This window comes from Mitsuaria sp. BK037, from assembly GCF_014193045.1.
Taxonomy (GTDB): Bacteria; Pseudomonadota; Gammaproteobacteria; order Burkholderiales; family Burkholderiaceae_C; genus Roseateles.
Genome location: NZ_JACHYS010000002.1, coordinates 101,667 through 118,888, shown reverse-complemented (window position 1 = coordinate 118,888; position 17,222 = coordinate 101,667). Strand labels below are relative to the sequence as shown.

The window sequence follows — 17,222 nt, the reverse complement described above, 5'->3', positions numbered from 1 at the left end:
GGCGGATACGGATGGATACTCCGGCGGCCATGAACCTGCATCGCGTCGATCTCGTCTCGCTGTCGCTCTTCGCCCTGGTGGCGCGCACCGGCAGCATCAGCCGGGCCGCGGCGCTGGCCGCGCTGGCGGTCGGCGCGGCCAGCAAGCGGCTGAGCGACCTGGAACACGCGCTGGGCACGACGCTGCTGGAGCGGCACTCGCGCGGCGTCTCCCTGACCGAGGCCGGGCTGGCGCTGCAGCGCCATGCGCAGCGCATCCTCAGCGACGTGGACCAGATGACGGCCGACCTGTCGGACTACGCGTCGGGCCTGACCGGCGTGGTGCGGCTGTGGGCCAACACCTCGGCGGTGACGCAGTTCCTGCCGGCGCAGGTCTCGGGTTTCGTGCGCGACAACCCGCGCATCCGCATCGAGCTGGAGGAGGCGGACAGCCACGAGATCGTGGTGGCCGTGCTCGATGGCCGCGCCGACCTGGGCATCTTCGCGGACCGCACGCCGGCGCTCGGGCTGCATGTCCTGAACTACCGCCAGGACCGGCTGGTGCTGGTGGCGCCGGCCGGCCATCCGCTGGCCCGCCGCAAGGCGGTGCGCTGGGCGCAGGCGGTCGAGTACGACTTCGTGACGCTGGCCAAGGCCACCTCGCTGCACAAGCGGCTGGAGATGGAGACCGAAACCCTGGGCCGGCGCCTGAAGAACCGCATCCAGGTCCGCAGCTTCGACGCGATGTGCCGGATGGTGGCGGCGGGCATGGGCATCGCGGTGCTGCCGGACGTGGCGGTCGAGCCGCTGCTCAAGCCGCTGGACCTGCGCCGCGTCGCGCTCGACGAGCCCTGGTCCGATCGCCGGCTGCTGATCGGCGTGCGTGACCTCGACGGCTTGCCGCGCCATGTGCGCGTGTTCATCGACCATCTCTGTTCCTGAGACCCTCGCCCCGAGGGTGAACCCCGATCCGCTTTCGCGACCCGCGAAAGCAGCCGCCGCGACTCCCGCCTTCCGCTCAGCGGCGTGCTTTCCCAGAATGCGCCTCCGTCACCAGGACCAGGAGGGCACGAGCCATGGAAGGACTGCAGGCGCTGCAAGGATTGCGCGTCGTCGAGATGGGCCAGTTGATCGCCGGCCCGTTCGCCGGCAAGACGCTGGGCGATTTCGGCGCCGACGTGGTGAAGATCGAGGCCCCCGGCAGCGGCGACCCGCTGCGCAACTGGCGAATGATCCAGGACGGCACCTCGGTGTGGTGGCAGGTCCAGTCGCGCAACAAGCGCTCGATCGCGCTCGACCTGCGCCAGGCGGACGGCCAGGACATCGCCCGGCAGCTGATCGCCGAGGCCGACGTGCTGATCGAAAACTTCCGCCCCGGCACGCTCGAGGGCTGGGGCATGTCCTACGAGGACCTCGCGAAGACCAACCCCGGCCTGATCATGTTGCGCATCAGCGGCTACGGCCAGACCGGCCCGTACCGCGACCTGCCCGGCTTCGGGATGATCGGCGAGGCGATGGGCGGCCTGCGCCACCTGACCGGCGAACCCGGCCGCGTGCCGGTGCGCTGCGGCATCTCGATCGGCGACACGCTGGCCGCGCTGCACGGCACGATCGGGGTCCTGACGGCGCTGTACCACCGCAAGGTCAATGGCGGCCGCGGCCAGGTCATCGACGTGGCCCTGACCGAGGCGGTCCTCAACGTGATGGAGAGCCTGATCCCCGAGTACAGCGCCTTCGGCGCCGTGCGCGGCCCGGCGGGCTCGGCGCTGCCGGGCATCGCGCCGTCCAATGCCTATGCCTGCGCCGATGGCGTCGTGCTGATCGCCGGCAATGGCGATTCGATCTTCAAGCGGCTGATGCAGGTGATCGGCCGCGAGGATCTGGCCCGGGACGAGACGCTGGCCAACAACGCCGGCCGCGTCGCGCGCGTCGAGGAGATCGACGCCGCGATCGGCGCCTGGGCAGCGACGCGCACCGTCGAGCAGGTGCTGGCGCCGCTGGCCGAGGCCAGCGTGCCCGCGGGCCGCGTCTACACCGCCAAGGACATCGTCGAGGACCCGCACTTCCGGGCCCGCGACATGATCCTGCGCCAGCCCACCCGCGACGGTCATGAGATCGACGTGCCGGGCATCGTGCCCAAGCTGATGGGCACGCCCGGCGCGGTGCGCCGCGCCGCGCCGCGGCTGGGCGGCGACACCGACGAGGTGCTGCGCGAGATCGGCCTCACCGCCGAGCAGATCGCCGCATTGCGTGAGCGCAAGATCGTTTCCTGAGGGCCCCCCATGACCGCTTCCAACGCTTCCGCCTCCACCGGCATTGGTGCGTCGCGCTCACCGTCCGATGTCTGGACCGGCGCCGGGCGCCGCGTCTTCATGCAGGACGTCGGCACCCGCGACGGCCTGCAGGCCGAGACCGTCTTCGTGCCAACGGCCGACAAGATCGCGCTGGTCGACGCGCTGTCCGAGGCGGGCCTGGCCAAGATCGAGGTCACCGCCTTCGTCTCGCCCAAGGCCATCCCGGTGCTCGCCGACGCGTCCGAGGTGATGCGCGGCATCACCCGGCGGCCGGGCGTGGTCTACACGGTGCTGGTGCCCAACGTCCGCGGCGCCGAGCGCGCGATCGAGGCGCGCGCCGACGAACTCAACCTGGTGATGTCCGCCAGCGAGAGCCACAACCTGGCCAACCTGCGCATGACGCGCGCGCAGTCCTTCGCCGGGCTGGCCGAGGTCGCCGCGATGGCGCATCGGGCCGGGACGGCGGTGAACGTGTCGCTGTCCTGCGCCTTCGGTTGTCCGATGGAGGGCGACGTGCCGATCCAGACGGTGCTGGGCTGGTGCGGCCATTTCATCGAGCAGCTCGGCGCGCGCGGCGTGACGCTGTGCGACACCACCGGCATGGCCTATCCGACGCAGGTCGTCGCGCTGGTGCGGGCCTTCCGCGAGCGCTGGCCCGCCACCGAGTTGACGCTGCACTTCCACAACACGCGCGGCATGGGTCTGGCCAACGTGATCGCCGCGATGGACGCGGGCGCGGACCGCTTCGACGCGTCGCTGGGCGGGCTGGGCGGCTGCCCCTACGCGCCGGGCGCGACCGGCAACGTCTGCACCGAGGAGATCGTGCATGCGCTGCAGTGCATGGGCTGCGACACCGGCGTGGACCTGCCGCGCCTGATCGCCGCGGCCAGGCGCCTGCCGGCGCTGATCGGCCACGCGGTGCCGAGCCAGATCGTCAGCGCCGGGCGCCGGCTCGACCTGCATCCGCGGCCTCGCGACTTCGAGGCGATCCGCGAGCGCGCGCTGGCCCGCGACGCCTGACGACGCGGTGGCGTTGGGGCGCGCGCCCGCGCGTTCCTGAGCTTCTTTCGATCCCAACGACAACGCCGCCACGAGCGGCCCTTTCTGGAGACAAGCCATGAACCCGACCCGCCGCCGCGTCACCGCGGTTGCCATCGCCGCCGCGCTGCTGGTGCCCTTGCAGGCCGCGCAGGCCCAGGCGCCGTATCCCAACAAGCCGATCACGATGCTGGTCGGCGCCGCGCCAGGCGGCACGACGGACATCGCCGCGCGCATGCTCGCCGAGCCGCTGGGCAAGGCGCTGGGCCAGACGGTGGTCGTCGACAACCGCTCGGGTGCGAGCGGCGCGCTCGCGGCCGTCGCGACCAAGCGCGCGGAGCCGGACGGCTACACGATCCTGATGCAGTACTCCGGCTATCACGTGATCACGCCGCACATCCAGAAGGCCGCCTGGGACCTGAAGGACCTGCGTCCCGTGGCCAACGTGCTGACCGCGCCGCAGCTGATCGTCGTGCGCGAGGGCGTGCCGGTGAAGACCGTGGCCGAGCTGATCGCCCACGCGAAGAAGAACCCCGGCAAGCTGTCCTTCGCCTCGTCGGGCAATGGGTCGCTGCAGCACGTGACCGGCGTGATGCTGGAACAGCAGGCCGGCATCCAGATGATCCACGTCCCCTACAAGGGCACCGGCCCGGCGCTGCAGGACCTGTTGGGCGGCCAGGTCGACCTCACCTTCGGCACGCCGCCGCCGTTCATGCCCTTCATCGCGTCGGGCAAGCTGCGCGCGGTGGCCGTGACCGGCAAGGAGCGCCTGAGCTCGCTGCCCGACGTGCCGACCGCCACGCAGGCCGGGCTGCCTCAGCTGGACGCCGGGTCGTGGTTCGCCGTGTTCGCGCCGGCGAAGACGCCGCAGGCGGTCGTCGACAAGCTGACTGCGGAGATCCAGAAGATCATGGCCACGCCCGAGTTCAAGAAGAAGGCCGCCGAGCTGGGCGCGACGGCGGACTACATGAATCCGCAGCAGTTGCAGGCGCACAGCGACGCCGAGTTCCAGCGCTGGGGCAAGGTGATCGGCTCGGCCAAGATCCAGGCGGACTGAGCGGCGCGCCGCCCGTCGCGGGCGGTCAGCGCGCGGCGCCGTGCCGCGCGCCCCCGGGGCCGGTCCATCGACCGCCCCGGAACGTCCAGGCGGGCCCTGGACCTTCGACAGCCGGCCATCCCGGGAGGGATGGGCCGGCTTCGCGCTTGTGGGGTTCCGCGAATCCCTGGCGCCTGATCGCCGTCCACCCCCGCGCGGGAGCGCCGGGTGGGCCGCGAATTGACCGAATCGATATTCCCATGACATCGGGCGGGAACTGCATTTCGCGTGACCGGAACTGATGCGCCCGTTGGCAGAAAACAAGATGCCGCGTTCGTGCGTGGCGCCCCTGCATTCCCCGTATGGAGTTTCACATGCCCTTTCTCCGAGGCTTTCTCAGATGCGTCGCCATGGCGGGCGCATTCGTGGCGATTCATGCCGCCGCGGCGCCGGTGATCAATATCGGATCGATGTTCGACTATCTGGGGTCGGACCGCAGCACGATACTGAAGCAGATTCGAAACACCGGGGATTCGACCGCATTCGTCAAGGTTTCCGTCAGCGAGATCGTTTACGGCGAATCCGGTGAAACCGAAGAGCGGCCCCTCGATACCCAGGGCCTCAGCGCCGGCGGGGGCGTGGGGCTGATCGCCAGCCCGATGCGGTTGATCGTCCCCGCGGGCGGCGTGCAGGCGACACGGCTGCTGTTCCGAGGGGAACGCGATGTCGAGCGTCACTACCGCGTGCGCATCATTCCGGTGCTGCCCGATGCCGGCGACGAGTTCGCGCTGGAGGAGGGCGAGCGCCAGAAATACCAGGAGGGTTTGCGGGCCGGTGTCAGCGTGCTGACCGGATATGGCGCGATCACGATCGTGCGGCCCGCTGAAAGCCGCTTCGATACCCGCATCGAACAGACCGCCGAGCGATTTTCCGTGCGCAATCTGGGCAATAGCACCATCGTGCTGGACGGATTGATGCAATGCGATGCCGCTCAAAAGGAATGCGCCGCGCCGATGGTGCGGCATGTCCGGCCCGGAGGCGACGTCGAGTTCGACAAACAGGCCGGACCCGTCGTCATTTTCAACTTGGTGGAGGGAAACAAACAGAGCGCGATCACGATCAAGTAGTCATTTGAATCATCCGATATCCAATCCTTTCCAATTCAATATGTTCAAGTCCATTCGATTCCTCAAGACCGCCATCGCCGCCGGCGTTTTCGCCGCAGCTTCCACCGCCGCGATGGCGGAAACCAAGGACCTGACGATCTCGGTCGTCGCCGAAATCCCGACCGCGTCGTTCTACGTCACCCCTTCGGCGGGCTGGAACGCGTCGGAAGTCCAGAACTTCGGCTACAGCAACGGCAGCCTGCAGGCCATGAGCCGCTCGCTGGAGATGAAGAGCACGATCGGCGCGATCCGGGCCTTCCTGCTGAACACGGCCGAGATGACGGGCACCGGCGCCAACAAGGTGGCGCTCGACGTGACCGTGAACGGTCAGAAGCTGGCCGTCGGCGCGGGCCAGTCGATCGAGGTGCTGGCCAAGGCGCCCGCCGCCACCGGCCAACGCGTCCCGCTGGTCCTGACCCCGACCACCGCTACGCCCGCACCGGGCATCTACACCGGCCAGGTGGCCATGGTGTTCGACTCCGTCATCTGATGGCACGAGGGCGCTCCGGCGCCCTTTTTTCCCCGCCTTGTCATGAAGCAATCCAAAAGACTGATCTGGCCGTTCGCGGTGTCCATGGCCCTGGCCGGGGAAGGTCCGGCGGCAGCACCGAACTTCCAGGAGCTGCCGCTGACCGCCCAGAGCAGGAGCCTGCCCAGCGACTTCAAGGACTACTTCTTCGATGTGCCGCTGGCGATGCGGGTGGAGATCGACGGCCAGTTCCTGTCGGACGCCATGGGCGTGCTGACGGAGGCCGGACGGGTCCAGTTGATCGAATGGATGCGGGAGTCCGGCGACAGCCCCCAGGACGCGGCGCGATGGCTCCAGTTCCTGCGGGAACCGCGCGCGCTGGGCGCCTGTGGCGGCGATTGCGGTGATGTCGTCGCGCTCCACTACAACCTGCAGACCTCCACCTTGTCGATCGTGACCGCCCAGGCCGAGCGTGCCGGGACGGTCGATCGATACCACCGCCTGCCCGACGGCGGCAGTCGTGGACTGCTGCTGCGCAATGCGTTGAACGTGGCCGGCGGCGAACGCCAGAGCCTCGCGGCGCGCTACACCGTCGATGCGATCGGCAGCATCGGTCAATGGACCGGCATCGGCACCGTGCTGGGCTCGCAGAGCGCCCTGGCGGACGGCGAGCGTCGCCACCTCGTCTCGCGGCTGTACCTGCAGCGGGAAACGCACGGTCATTTCATCCGGGCCGGGTTCTTCGTCCCGGACTACCAGGGTCGCCTGCGCGCGCCGCGTGCGCCTGACGCCTTCCCCGACACGACCGCCGGCGTGATGGTCGGCACTTCGGATGCGCTGGAGATCGCGCAGGCCTCGCCGAGCATGGCGCCGCTGCATGTCACCGCCAACCGCCAAGGCGTGGTGGAAGTCTTCCGCGACGGGCTGCTGCTCTACACCCAGCCGGTGGAGGCGGGCCTGCAGACAATCAACACGACCTCGCTGCCCGCCGGGGTCTACGAGGTGGAAGTGCGGCTGGTCGAGGACGGCCAGCTGTCCTCGACCCGCACCGAGCTGATCTACAAGCCGACCACCTGGGGCGACACCGGACGACGCTGGCGTTATGCGCTGTTCGGTGGGCAGGAGCGTGCCGTGTTCGGCAAGTCCGGCCGGGACGCCGACGACCTGACCGCCGGCGGGGCGGTGAATTACCTGGCGCATGCACAACTGGTGCTGGGCGCGTCGATCCAGCAGACGGGCGATCGCCGGACGGCGAGCGCCTCGGCGGACTGGGCGGTCACCGACGCCGCCAAGCTGTTCATCAGCGGATTCCATTCCAGCGAGCGTGGCTTCGGCTTCGACCTTCAATCGATGCTCCTGTACCGCGGCGGCAGCCTGGCCGTCAGCCACAACGAGGCGCGGGAGGCGTCGTCCCGTCTCCTCGCGGCGAGCTCGCGAGAGCGGCTGGCCAGCAGCTCGATCGCCTGGTCCCACCAGTGGTCGACCCGCACCCAGCTCAGCGGCTACCTGACACACACCCAAGGCCGGACGCGGGGCACCGGCATCGACCTGGGGCTGACCCACCAGCGCAAGCTGTTCGGCTCGGACGCCCACCTCCGGTTCTCGGCCTTCGATCGACCGCTGGGCAGCCTCGGCCGGCGGGACCGCGGCCTGAACCTCACCTTGACCATGGCCCTGGGCGATAGCCGGCGCAGCTACAGCATGAGCGCCGGCACCCGCAGCGACGCGCAGGGCGGACGGGATCACCATGCCAGCCTGGGCGTCCGCCAGAGCCTGGACCATCCCGCGCTGAGGCAGGTCGGTCTCACCGCCTCGATGGACCGCCATGGCCTTGGCTTGAACGGCACGGCGCTGTTGCGTCACGAGCTCGTCGAGGGCGACCTCTTCGCGCAGCGCTCCTCCTTGAACGGGGCGTGGAGCGGCGGCGCCAACCTGAACAGCGCGGTGGCCATCGGCGCTGGCGGCGTGGCGGTCTCCGGCGACCAGCAGGCCGCCTGGGCCGACGCCGGCATGATCATCGACGTCGACACCGACCTGCCCGAAGCCAGCCTGTGGGCACAGGACGTGCACGGTGCCGGCCTGCAGCTTCACGCCGGACGGAACTTCGTCCCCGTGACGGCCTATCGGGCCGGCAAGCTGCACCTGGAGTTCGACGCGGTCGCGGCGCCCTCCGCGGTCGTGCAGCCCTCGCTGCTGCCGTATCACCTGAACAAGGGCGGCGTCGGTCACCAGACCGTGCGGGTGCTGAAGACCGTGACGGTCATCGGCCGCCTGGTCGACCATCAACAGCAGCCGATCCGCGGCGGGCGCGTCACCAACCATGCCGGCCACGCGGTGACCGAGGCCGACGGCCTCTTCGCGCTCGAGATGAGCGAGCGCAATCCGCAGCTCGTCGTCAAGCATGCCGACCTGGGCGAATGCCTCGCGGAGCTCGCGCCCGATCGCGCCCAGCGCGAGGGCGATGTCCTGCTGCTGGGGGATGTCTCGTGTCTGGTCGAGGCGGAGCTTCCTTCCGAGAAGCAGGCGCCGACGCGTGCCGCCGCGCTCCGTGGCCGGAGCCCGCTATGAGCTGTCGCTGGATCCTCTGCCGGTTGAAACGTGCGCTCGAGCGTTGCTCCGCGGGCCGAATGGCGATATGCGCGGCGATGCTGATCGTGAGCGGCTCGGCGCTCGCCGCGGACGTTCGGTTCACCGCAGAGTTCAAGCCCTCGGTGCTGACTCCGGAGAAACGATCATTCGTCAACACGACGCCGATTTCCGGCTACTGCACCATCTTCCCCGCGGAATGCGGAAATGGTCGGTTCACGGTCGCCTTGCCATTGGGAACGATCCGGTTCGCCGACCTCGCGCCGAAAGCGTCTCCCCGTGAATCCGTCTATTTCCGGTTCCCCAGCGAGTACGTCGACGTGGCGGTTCGTCATGTGCTCACCGGTGAGCCCGCGACCGTCAGGTTCCGGGTAAGCGTGTATTCGTCGACCTACCGGGTTGATGGTCTGAATGGGGTGGCCGGCGATGCGCTGAGCGCGCATTCGACGCTGTGGGAGCACGGGACACGATGGGTGAGTGCCCCGGATCCGTGTACCTACCAGGGCGTCGCGACCTATGGCTGGGACTACTACATCTTCGCGTGGGGTACACCGCCCTCGACCCGAGGCACGCCCTGCGTGAAGAGACCGGCGCGCACCATCGCCGCCACGGAGAACTTCCGGCTGTCCGATCACTCGATCGCCTATGAGCTGGTCACGCCCAGCCCGTTCGCGATGAAGAATGGCGCCTACAAGGGCACGCACGTCCTCCACCTGGGCCCGCAGGGCGACTTCGACTTCGGAGACAAGGCGATCATCGTCCGCTCCAGCGTCGAACTGGAATTCGAGCTTACCGTCGAGCACCAGTTCCTGATCTCCATGCCCGAAGCCGCGAAGCGAGCGGTCCTGGAGCCCCCTCGCGGTTGGACGGAATGGTTGGCCGGCGGACAGGCGCCGACCAGGCTCAGCCGCGACCTGACCTTCTTCCTGAGCCTGAGCGCGCCGCTCAAGGTGAGCCTGAGTTGCGCTTCGAGCGACGGCCGGCAATGCCATCTTGAGAACGGCATGGGCGGCCGCGTTCCGTATTCCGTGGCGCTGAGCATGCCGGGCGTCGTCACCAATGACGCGCAGCCCGTTTCGCGACTGGAAATGACCACCGGCCAAACGCGATGGCTGGGGCCGGCCAATGGATCCATTGCCAACGCCAGATCCAGGATCCACGTGGAGGCGGGGGAGCAGAGCGTCGCGGAAATGATCAAGCACCCCGGCAGCAAGTACGCCGACGTCTTCACGCTGACCTTCGACGCACAGACCGACTGACCGACCATGAACAGATTCCTGACCGCCATCGCCGCCCTCCTGGCGCTCCTGGTCCTGCCGTGCGCCCACGCGGCGGACGTGAAGATCACTGCCGCGTTCAAGCCCTCGATCCTCGATCCGACGCGGTCGAGCTTCGTCAACACCACGCCCCAGAGCGGGTTCTGCGTCATCGTCCCGTCGCAATGCGGGCCTGGCGACTTCAGCATCAACCTCCCGCTGGGCGACGTGAGTTTCCGGCCGCTCCAGCCCAATGCGGCCGACGTCGATTCGGTGCATTTCCGCTTTCCCAGCGACTTCATCACGGTGCCGGTGACCCATCAAGCGACGGGTCATGTCGCCGAGGTCAAGTTCCGGATCGTGTCTTACGCCGGGCGATACAACATCCGGAACATCGCACCCAACGACCACAGCAACCTCTGGGCGGGCGGCTCGTGGGTGAACGGCGCCGGGCCCTGCAGCTCCACGGGCATGGCCTACTTCAGCACGTACCAGTTCTACTTCAGGTGGTGGACGCCGCCCGCGGCCGCGACCCAGCCCTGCGTGAAGAAGCCGACCCGGACCATTCCGACCGGTGACTTCTGGCTGGAGGGCGGTCGTCACTCGGTGAGCTACGCGCTGGTCACGCCCAATCCGCTGGGCATGCGCAACGGCGTCTACCGGGGAAAGCTGACGCTGGTGAATGGCCGGGGCGGGCACTTCGATTTCGGAGCGCAGGCCATCATCAATGAGGTCTACGTCAACCTGACGTTCGAGCTGACCGTCGAGCATGAGTTCCAGCTCACCATGCCCGATGCCGCGAAACGAGCCGTGCTGGAACCGCCGCGCGGCTGGACGGAATGGCTGGCGGGCGGCGCGGCGCCGCCCCGGCTCAGCCGCGACCTGCCCTTCGTGATCAGCCTCAGCGCGCCGGTGAAGCTCAGCCTGAGCTGCGCCTCCACCGACGGCCAGCGGTGCCGGCTGGACGATGGCGCGGGCAGCCGCGCGCCGTACTCGGTGGCGCTGAGCATGCCGGGGATCGTCACCGACAGCGGCCAGCCGGTGTCACGGTTGGAGATCACCACCGATCAGCCACGGGCATTGAGGCCGGCTCTCGGGTACGCGGTGAACGCGAAGTCGAAGATCCATGTGGAAGCAGGAGAGCAGAGCGTCGCCGACATGGCCAGGCGCCCGGGCAGCAAGTACGCCGACGTCTTCACGCTGACCTTCGACGCCCAGATCGACTGAGCGTCGCGCCACGCGGCCCGCGTCCACCGGGCCAGCGTCAGATCGCCACCAGCCCCCGGATCTCCGGCGTCTGCATGTCCGCGTTGCTCCCGCGCGCGATCACGCTGCCGCGCTCCAGCACCAGGAACTCGTCGGCCAGCTCGGCGGCGAAGTCGTAGTACTGCTCGCACAGCAGGATCGCGACCGGATGGCCGTCCAGGCCTTCGTCGGCCAGCCGCCGGATCACCCGCCCGATGTCCTTGATGATGCTCGGCTGGATGCCCTCGGTGGGCTCGTCCAGGATCAGCAGCCGCGGCGACGCCGCCAGCGCCCGCGCGATCGCGAGCTGCTGCTGCTGACCGCCCGACAGGTCGCCGCCGCGGCGCTTGAGCATCTGCTTGAGCACCGGGAACAGCGCGTACAGGTGTTCCGGCACCGGCGTGCCGCCGGGCTTGCTCGCCAGGCCCATGCGCAGGTTCTCCTCGACGGTCAGCCGGGCGAAGATCTCCCGCCCCTGAGGCACGTAGCCGATGCCCGCGCGGGCGCGCTGGTAGGGCGTGGCGTGCGAGATGTCCCGGCCCGCCAGCGACACGCTGCCGGCACGGATCGGCACCAGGCCCATCAAGCTCTTGAGCAGGCTGGTCTTGCCCACGCCATTGCGGCCGAGCAGCACCGTGATGCGTCCCGGTGTCGCGCTCACCGACACATCGCGCAGGATGTGCGAGCCGCCGTAGTACTGGTGGAGGCCGCGCGCCTCGAGCATCGGCGCGGGCGCCGCGTCGTCGGCGGACACCGCCATGGTCCGGTCTTGAAGCTCAACGTCCAAGGTACACCTCGATCACGCGTTCATCCGCCTGCACCTGTGCCAGCGTGCCCTCGGCGAGCACCGACCCCTCCGCCAGCACCGTCACCTTCTCCGCGATGCGGTCGACGAAGCCCATGTCGTGCTCCACGACGATGAGGCTGTGCCGTCCCTTCAGCGTCAGGATCAGCTCGGCGGTGCGCTCGGTTTCCTGGTCGGTCATGCCGGCCACCGGCTCGTCCAGCAGCAGCAGCTTGGGGTCCTGAACCAGCAGCATGCCGATCTCCAGCCATTGCTTCTGGCCGTGGCTCAGCAGCCCGGCGGCGCGCGTCATCTGGTCCTGCAGGCGGATCAGCGTCAGCACCTCGGCGAGCCGGTCCTTCTGCGCGCCGCTGAGCACGCCCCACAGCGAGGCGCGCAGCGCCCGCGATCCCTGCAGCGCGAGCTCCAGGTTCTCGTACACGCTGAGCGCCTCGAAGACCGTCGGCCGCTGGAACTTGCGACCGATGCCCAGTTGCGCGATCTCGGCCTCGCTGTGGCGCAGCAGGTCGATGGTGCCGCCGAAGAAGACGGTGCCGCGGTCCGGCCGCGTCTTGCCGGTGATGATGTCCATCATCGTGGTCTTGCCCGCGCCGTTGGGGCCGATGATGCAGCGCAGCTCGCCGGGTGCGATGTCCAGCGACAGGCCGTTGATCGCGCGGAAGCCGTCGAAGCTGACGTGCACGTCTTCCAGGTACAGGATGCGGCCATGCGCCAGGTCCAGTTCGCCGGGCCGCACCACGCGGCCGTAGCCGGGGCCGCTGGCGGCGCGCAGGCGCTCGCCGCCTTGCTCGAGCAGGTCGGGGCTCATGCTGTGGCCTCCCCGGTCTTGCCGGCGGACTTCGCGCCGAACTTGCGCTTGAGCAGACCCGCGATGCCATCGGGCATGAAGAGCGTGACCGCGACGAAGAGCGCGCCCAGCAGGTAGAGCCAGTACTCCGGCGCGAACTGCGTCAGCCAGCTCTTCGCCCCGTTGACCGCGAAGGCGCCGGCGATCGGGCCGGCGAGCGTGCCGCGGCCGCCGACCGCCGCCCACACGGCGATCTCGATCGAGTTGGCGACGCTCATCTCGCCGGGATTGATGATGCCGACCTGCGGCACGTACAGCGCGCCGGCCAGGCCGCAGATCAGCGCCGACAGCACCCAGGCGGCCAGCTTGTAGGGCAGCGGCGAGTAGCCGCAGAACATCAGCCGCGACTCGGCGTCGCGCACCGCGCTGAGCACGCGGCCGAACTTGGCGCGCGTCAGCCAGCGCAGGCCGAGGTAGCAGCTGGCCAGCGCGACGGCGCTCAGCACGAACAGCGTCATCCGCATGCCCGGCGTCGTGATGGACAGGCCCAGCAGCCGCTTGAAATCGGTGAAGCCGTTGTTGCCGCCGAAGCCGGTCTCGTTGCGGAAGAAGAGCAGCATCGCCGCGTAGGTCATCGCCTGCGTGATGATCGAGAAGTACACGCCCTTGATGCGCGAGCGGAAGGCGAAGAAGCCGAAGACGAAGGCGATGCCGCCGGGCACCAGGAGGACCAGCAGCATCGTCGCGAGGAAGCTGTCGCTGAGCGCCCAGTGCCAGGGCAGCTCCTTCCAGTCGAGGAAGACCATGAAGTCGGGCAGCGCGCTGCGGTACTGGCCGTCGGTGCCGATCTGACGCATCAGGTACATGCCCATCGCATAACCGCCCAGCGCGAAGTACAGGCCGTGTCCCAGCGACAGGATGCCGGCGAAGCCCCAGATCAGGTCCATCGCCAGCGCGCACATCGCGTAGCAGCAGAACTTGCCGAGCAGGCTGATCCAGTAGCCGTCCACATGCAGCGGATGGTCGGCGGGGACCAGCAGGTTGAGCGCCGGCAGCAGCGCGCAGGCCACGGTCATGGCGGCCAGCACGGCCAGCCAGCCGGCGCGGCCGAGCAGCGCGGGACGTTGCGGCAGCTGCAAGGGCGACGCGGGTCCGGTCGATGCACCCGAGGGCGGAATGGCCCCGGGCGTGGCGCCTGATGCCGCGACCGGGGGCGCCTCGGCGACGGGCAGGGCCGTCGCCGGGTCGTGCGCGGCGGGGTTGGTGGAGGAGGGCAGGCTCATGGCGAGGGCGGCGGGATCGGCGCGCATTCAGGTCTCCTGGGCGCGGCCCTTGACCGCGAACAGGCCTTGGGGGCGCTTCTGGATGAAGACGATGATGAAGAGCAGCACGGCGATCTTGGCCAGCACCGCGCCGACGACGCCTTCGAGCGCCTTGTTGGCCAGGCCCAGTCCGAGCGCCGCGAGCACGGTGCCCGCCAGCTGGCCGACACCGCCGAGCACGACCACCATGAAGGCGTCGACGATGTAGCTCTGGCCCAGGTCCGGGCCGACGTTGCCGACCTGGCTCAGCGCGCAGCCGGCCAGGCCCGCCAGGCCCGAGCCGAGCGCGAAGGCATAGGTGTCCACGCGCGCGGTGGGCACGCCCATGCAGGAGGCGATCGGCCGGTTCTGGGTGACGGCGCGGACGAAGAGCCCCAGCCGCGTGCGCGCGATCAGCAGCGACATGCCGCCCAGCACCACCAGCGCGAAGCCGATGATCACGAGCCGGTTGGTCGGCAGGGCCAGGCCGGGCAGCAGCGCGAGCGAGCCGCCCATCCAGGACGGGCTTTCGACCGCGACGTTCTGCGCGCCGAAGAGCGAGCGCACCGCCTGCATCAGCACCAGGCTCAGGCCCCAGGTGGCCAGCAGCGTTTCGAGCGGGCGGCCGTAGAGCCAGCGGATCACGGTGCGTTCCAGCGCGGCGCCGACCAGCGCCGAGGCGAGGAAGGCGGCCGGCATCGCGACGAGCAGGTAGGCGTCGAACCAGGCCGGTGCCCAGTGGCGGAAGGCCACCTGCACCAGGTAGGTCGCGTAGGCGCCGATCATCATCAGCTCCCCATGCGCCATGTTGATCACGCCCATCAGGCCGTAGGTGATGGCCAGGCCCAGCGCGACCAGCAGCAGGATGCTGGCCAGGCTGATGCCGGTGAACAGGGCGCCCAGGCGCTCGCCCCAGGCCAGCCGGTCCTCGACGGCGCGCAGCGAGCGCTGCAGCGCGCGCTTCACCTCGGGATGCTGCTCCTCGGCGAGCCGCTGGTTCAGCAGCAGGCGGGTTTCGGGGCTGCGGGATTCGCCGAGCTGCTTCGCGGCGTCCAGTCGCTTGCCGTCGTCGGGGCTCGCGGCGAGCGCGGCGGCGCGGGCCAGTGTCAGAGCGTCCAGGACGGTGCTGTCGCGTTCCTTGGCGATCGCGACGTCGAGCAGGGCGACGCGTGATTCATCGCCACCGGCGTCGAGCAAGGCCTTCGCGGCGGCGAGGCGCTCGGAGCGGTCCGCGCTCGACAGCCGCAGCGCGGCCAGCGCGCCATCGAGCGCGCCGCGCAGGCGGTTGTTGAGCATCACGTCCTCGAGGGAGGACGCGGCCTCGGCGGCCAGTGTCACCGCCGCGCCGGTCGCGGCATCGACGACGCCGGCCTCGGAGGCGATCAGCACGCGCTGGTCGGGACCGAGCTTGAGGCGTTCATCCGCCAGCGCCTGCAGCAGCGGGGCGGTCCGGTCGTCCGGCGTCGCGACGAGACGGCCGATCGCGGCGATGCGGTCGTCGGTCTCGCCCTGCGCGACGGCCAGCGCCTGGGGTTGCGTCAGCGCATGGGCCGCCGGGGCGAACGCCAGGAAGGCCGCTGACAGGCAAGCGGCCAGCCAGCGAAGGAACAGGTTCATCGGGCGCTCCGATCCATGGACTGCACAGGACGCTGGCCCTCACCCCTCCCTCTCCCGCAAGCGGGAGAGGGCCGGGGGGAGGGCCTTCTCGCTCACTTCTTCACCGGCTCATCCGGCTTGCCCTCGTTGCCCGCGATGTACGGGCTCCACGGCTTGGCCTTGACCGGCGCGGGCGTCTTCCACACCACGTTGAACTGGCCATCCGCGCGGATCTCGCCGATGAACACCGACTTGTGCAGATGGTGGTTCTTCTCATCCATCTTGGATGTGATGCCCGACGGCGCCGTGAAGGTTTGCCCGCCCATCGCGGCGATCACCTTGTCGACGTCGGTCGACTTGGCCTTCTCCACCGCCTGCTTCCACATGTTGATGCCGATGTAGGTCGCCTCCATCGGATCGTTGGTCAGCGGCTTGTCCTTGTGGCCCGGGATGTTCTTCGCCTTCGCATACGCCGCCCACTTCTTGATGAAGGCATCGTTGGTCGGGTTCTTGATCGACATGAAGTAGTTCCACGCCGCCAGATGTCCCACCAGCGGCTTGGTATCCACGCCGCGCAGTTCCTCCTCGCCCACCGAGAACGCCACCACCGGCACGTCCTTGGCCTTCAGCCCGGCGTTGCCGAGCTCCTTGTAGAACGGCACGTTGGAGTCGCCGTTGATCGTCGACACCACCGCCGTCTTCCCGCCGGCCGAGAACTTCTTGATGTCGGCGACGATGGTCTGGTAATCGCTGTGGCCGAACGGGGTGTACTTCTCGTCGATGTCGCTGTCCTTCACGCCCTTGCTCTTCAGGTAGGCACGCAGGATCTTGTTGGTGGTGCGGGGGTAGACGTAGTCGGTGCCCAGCAGCGCCCAGCGCTTGGCGCCGCCACCGTCCTTGGACATCAGGTAGTCGACGGCCGGAATCGCCTGCTGATTGGGCGCGGCGCCGGTGTAGAAGACGTTCTTGCTGAGCTCCTCGCCCTCGTACTGCACCGGGTAGAAGAGCAGCCCGTTGAGCTCCTCGACCACCGGCAGCACCGACTTGCGCGACACCGAGGTCCAGCAGCCGAAGATCACCGAGACCTTGTCCTGCGTGAGCAGCTGACGGGTCTTCTCGGCGAAGAGCGGCCAGTTGGACGCGGGGTCGACGACCACCGGCTCGAGCTTCTTGCCCAGCACGCCGCCCTTGGCGTTGATCTCGTCGATGGCCATCAGGACGGTGTCCTTGAGCACGGTCTCGGAGATCGCCATCGTGCCGGACAGGCTGTGCAGCACGCCGACCTTGATGGTGTCGGCGGCGAAGGCGGGCAGGGCGGCGAGGTTCAGGCCGGCGAGCGCGCCGGCGACGGCCAGGGTCTTGAGCGTGAAGCGGCGGGGGGCTTTCGGATGCGAGGACATGGGGAGCTCCGGTGGATGAAGAGGACGTCGGCGGACTTCACAGGACTTCGGGAAGTGACCGGATGCTAGGAAGCCGGGCCTGCGGGGCATATACGGCACATGGCGTATGCGGGGCGCGTGCGTGGGGGTGGCGGGCGGTGACCGCTCGTAACACCTCGAAGAAACGTGCGTGCACCATCGGGAAACCCCTGCCGTTGAGGCAACATCCGGCCCCTCCCCGGAGCGCGGCCGAGGGCCGCAGGCGCAGGGGTTGGTCCCCGACTCC

Annotated in this window: 14 protein-coding genes; 9 read left to right on the top strand and 5 right to left on the bottom strand. The window is 69.1% G+C overall.

Going from position 1 to position 17,222, the window contains the following annotated elements:
- Positions 1 to 29: 29 nt before the first annotated feature.
- From FHT37_RS12650 to FHT37_RS12610, 9 genes are all read left to right on the top strand, one after another.
- Positions 30 to 920 (top strand): LysR substrate-binding domain-containing protein, encoded by an 891-nt coding sequence (locus tag FHT37_RS12650; protein ID WP_091725683.1) that lies wholly within the window; start codon positions 30 to 32, stop codon positions 918 to 920.
- A gap of 134 nt (positions 921 to 1,054) precedes the next feature.
- A complete protein-coding gene (locus FHT37_RS12645) occupies positions 1,055 to 2,251 on the top strand; it encodes a CaiB/BaiF CoA-transferase family protein (RefSeq protein WP_183481783.1) in 1,197 nt (398 codons plus the stop codon).
- A 9-nt stretch (positions 2,252 to 2,260) separates the two neighbouring features.
- Positions 2,261 to 3,292, top strand: a complete 1,032-nt coding sequence (locus FHT37_RS12640) for a hydroxymethylglutaryl-CoA lyase (RefSeq protein WP_183481780.1) — start codon at positions 2,261 to 2,263, stop codon at positions 3,290 to 3,292.
- A 97-nt stretch (positions 3,293 to 3,389) separates the two neighbouring features.
- A complete protein-coding gene (locus tag FHT37_RS12635; RefSeq protein ID WP_183481777.1) occupies positions 3,390 to 4,367 on the top strand; it encodes a tripartite tricarboxylate transporter substrate binding protein in 978 nt (325 codons plus the stop codon).
- A gap of 353 nt (positions 4,368 to 4,720) precedes the next feature.
- A complete protein-coding gene (locus FHT37_RS12630; protein ID WP_221211086.1) occupies positions 4,721 to 5,473 on the top strand; it encodes a hypothetical protein in 753 nt (250 codons plus the stop codon).
- Between the two features lie 40 nt (positions 5,474 to 5,513).
- Positions 5,514 to 6,002 carry a CS1 type fimbrial major subunit gene (locus FHT37_RS12625; RefSeq protein WP_183481775.1) on the top strand — a complete coding sequence of 163 codons (489 nt, stop codon included), beginning with the start codon at positions 5,514 to 5,516 and terminating at the stop codon, positions 6,000 to 6,002.
- 42 nt (positions 6,003 to 6,044) lie between these two features.
- The gene (locus tag FHT37_RS12620) at positions 6,045 to 8,549 is read left to right on the top strand and encodes a CS1-pili formation C-terminal domain-containing protein (RefSeq protein WP_183481772.1); all 2,505 of its coding nucleotides are present in this window, start codon (positions 6,045 to 6,047) and stop codon (positions 8,547 to 8,549) included.
- A gap of 77 nt (positions 8,550 to 8,626) precedes the next feature.
- Entirely contained in the window at positions 8,627 to 9,826 is a 1,200-nt protein-coding gene (locus FHT37_RS12615) for a hypothetical protein (protein ID WP_183481770.1), read from the top strand.
- A gap of 6 nt (positions 9,827 to 9,832) precedes the next feature.
- Positions 9,833 to 11,050, top strand: coding sequence for a hypothetical protein (locus FHT37_RS12610; RefSeq protein ID WP_183481767.1), 1,218 nt, complete (start codon positions 9,833 to 9,835; stop codon positions 11,048 to 11,050).
- A gap of 37 nt (positions 11,051 to 11,087) precedes the next feature.
- Here the strand turns inward: FHT37_RS12610 and urtE are convergent, their stop codons facing one another.
- The 5 genes from urtE to urtA form a co-directional block, all read right to left on the bottom strand.
- On the bottom strand, positions 11,088 to 11,792 hold the full coding sequence (urtE, locus tag FHT37_RS12605; RefSeq protein ID WP_091731352.1) for an urea ABC transporter ATP-binding subunit UrtE: 705 nt from the start codon (positions 11,790 to 11,792) through the stop codon (positions 11,088 to 11,090).
- Between the two features lie 52 nt (positions 11,793 to 11,844).
- The gene (urtD, locus tag FHT37_RS12600; protein ID WP_147241720.1) at positions 11,845 to 12,681 is read right to left on the bottom strand and encodes an urea ABC transporter ATP-binding protein UrtD; all 837 of its coding nucleotides are present in this window, start codon (positions 12,679 to 12,681) and stop codon (positions 11,845 to 11,847) included.
- On the bottom strand, positions 12,678 to 13,970 hold the full coding sequence (gene urtC / locus FHT37_RS12595; protein ID WP_255489627.1) for an urea ABC transporter permease subunit UrtC: 1,293 nt from the start codon (positions 13,968 to 13,970) through the stop codon (positions 12,678 to 12,680). The genes urtD and urtC overlap by 4 nt, the downstream gene beginning before the upstream one ends.
- A complete protein-coding gene (gene urtB / locus FHT37_RS12590) occupies positions 13,971 to 15,578 on the bottom strand; it encodes an urea ABC transporter permease subunit UrtB (RefSeq protein WP_183481764.1) in 1,608 nt (535 codons plus the stop codon).
- A gap of 92 nt (positions 15,579 to 15,670) precedes the next feature.
- Complete coding sequence (gene urtA / locus FHT37_RS12585; protein WP_183481761.1) at positions 15,671 to 16,957, bottom strand: urea ABC transporter substrate-binding protein; 1,287 nt, start codon at positions 16,955 to 16,957, stop codon at positions 15,671 to 15,673.
- Positions 16,958 to 17,222: the final 265 nt, after the last annotated feature.

What these genes read in the sequence shown, in the direction of transcription:
- FHT37_RS12640 (WP_183481780.1), top strand. Translation starts at nt 2,261, where the DNA reads ATGACCGCTTCCAACGCTTCCGCCTCCACCGGCATTGGTGCGTCGCGC.
- FHT37_RS12615 (WP_183481770.1), top strand. Translation starts at nt 8,627, where the DNA reads ATGCTGATCGTGAGCGGCTCGGCGCTCGCCGCGGACGTTCGGTTCACC.
- urtE (WP_091731352.1), bottom strand. Translation starts at nt 11,792, where the DNA reads ATGCTCGAGGCGCGCGGCCTCCACCAGTACTACGGCGGCTCGCACATC.
- FHT37_RS12635 (WP_183481777.1), top strand. Translation starts at nt 3,390, where the DNA reads ATGAACCCGACCCGCCGCCGCGTCACCGCGGTTGCCATCGCCGCCGCG.
- FHT37_RS12610 (WP_183481767.1), top strand. Translation starts at nt 9,833, where the DNA reads ATGAACAGATTCCTGACCGCCATCGCCGCCCTCCTGGCGCTCCTGGTC.
- FHT37_RS12625 (WP_183481775.1), top strand. Translation starts at nt 5,514, where the DNA reads ATGTTCAAGTCCATTCGATTCCTCAAGACCGCCATCGCCGCCGGCGTT.
- urtA (WP_183481761.1), bottom strand. Translation starts at nt 16,957, where the DNA reads ATGTCCTCGCATCCGAAAGCCCCCCGCCGCTTCACGCTCAAGACCCTG.
- urtB (WP_183481764.1), bottom strand. Translation starts at nt 15,578, where the DNA reads ATGAACCTGTTCCTTCGCTGGCTGGCCGCTTGCCTGTCAGCGGCCTTC.
- urtC (WP_255489627.1), bottom strand. Translation starts at nt 13,970, where the DNA reads ATGCGCGCCGATCCCGCCGCCCTCGCCATGAGCCTGCCCTCCTCCACC.
- FHT37_RS12630 (WP_221211086.1), top strand. Translation starts at nt 4,721, where the DNA reads ATGCCCTTTCTCCGAGGCTTTCTCAGATGCGTCGCCATGGCGGGCGCA.
- FHT37_RS12645 (WP_183481783.1), top strand. Translation starts at nt 1,055, where the DNA reads ATGGAAGGACTGCAGGCGCTGCAAGGATTGCGCGTCGTCGAGATGGGC.
- urtD (WP_147241720.1), bottom strand. Translation starts at nt 12,681, where the DNA reads ATGAGCCCCGACCTGCTCGAGCAAGGCGGCGAGCGCCTGCGCGCCGCC.
- FHT37_RS12650 (WP_091725683.1), top strand. Translation starts at nt 30, where the DNA reads ATGAACCTGCATCGCGTCGATCTCGTCTCGCTGTCGCTCTTCGCCCTG.
- FHT37_RS12620 (WP_183481772.1), top strand. Translation starts at nt 6,045, where the DNA reads ATGAAGCAATCCAAAAGACTGATCTGGCCGTTCGCGGTGTCCATGGCC.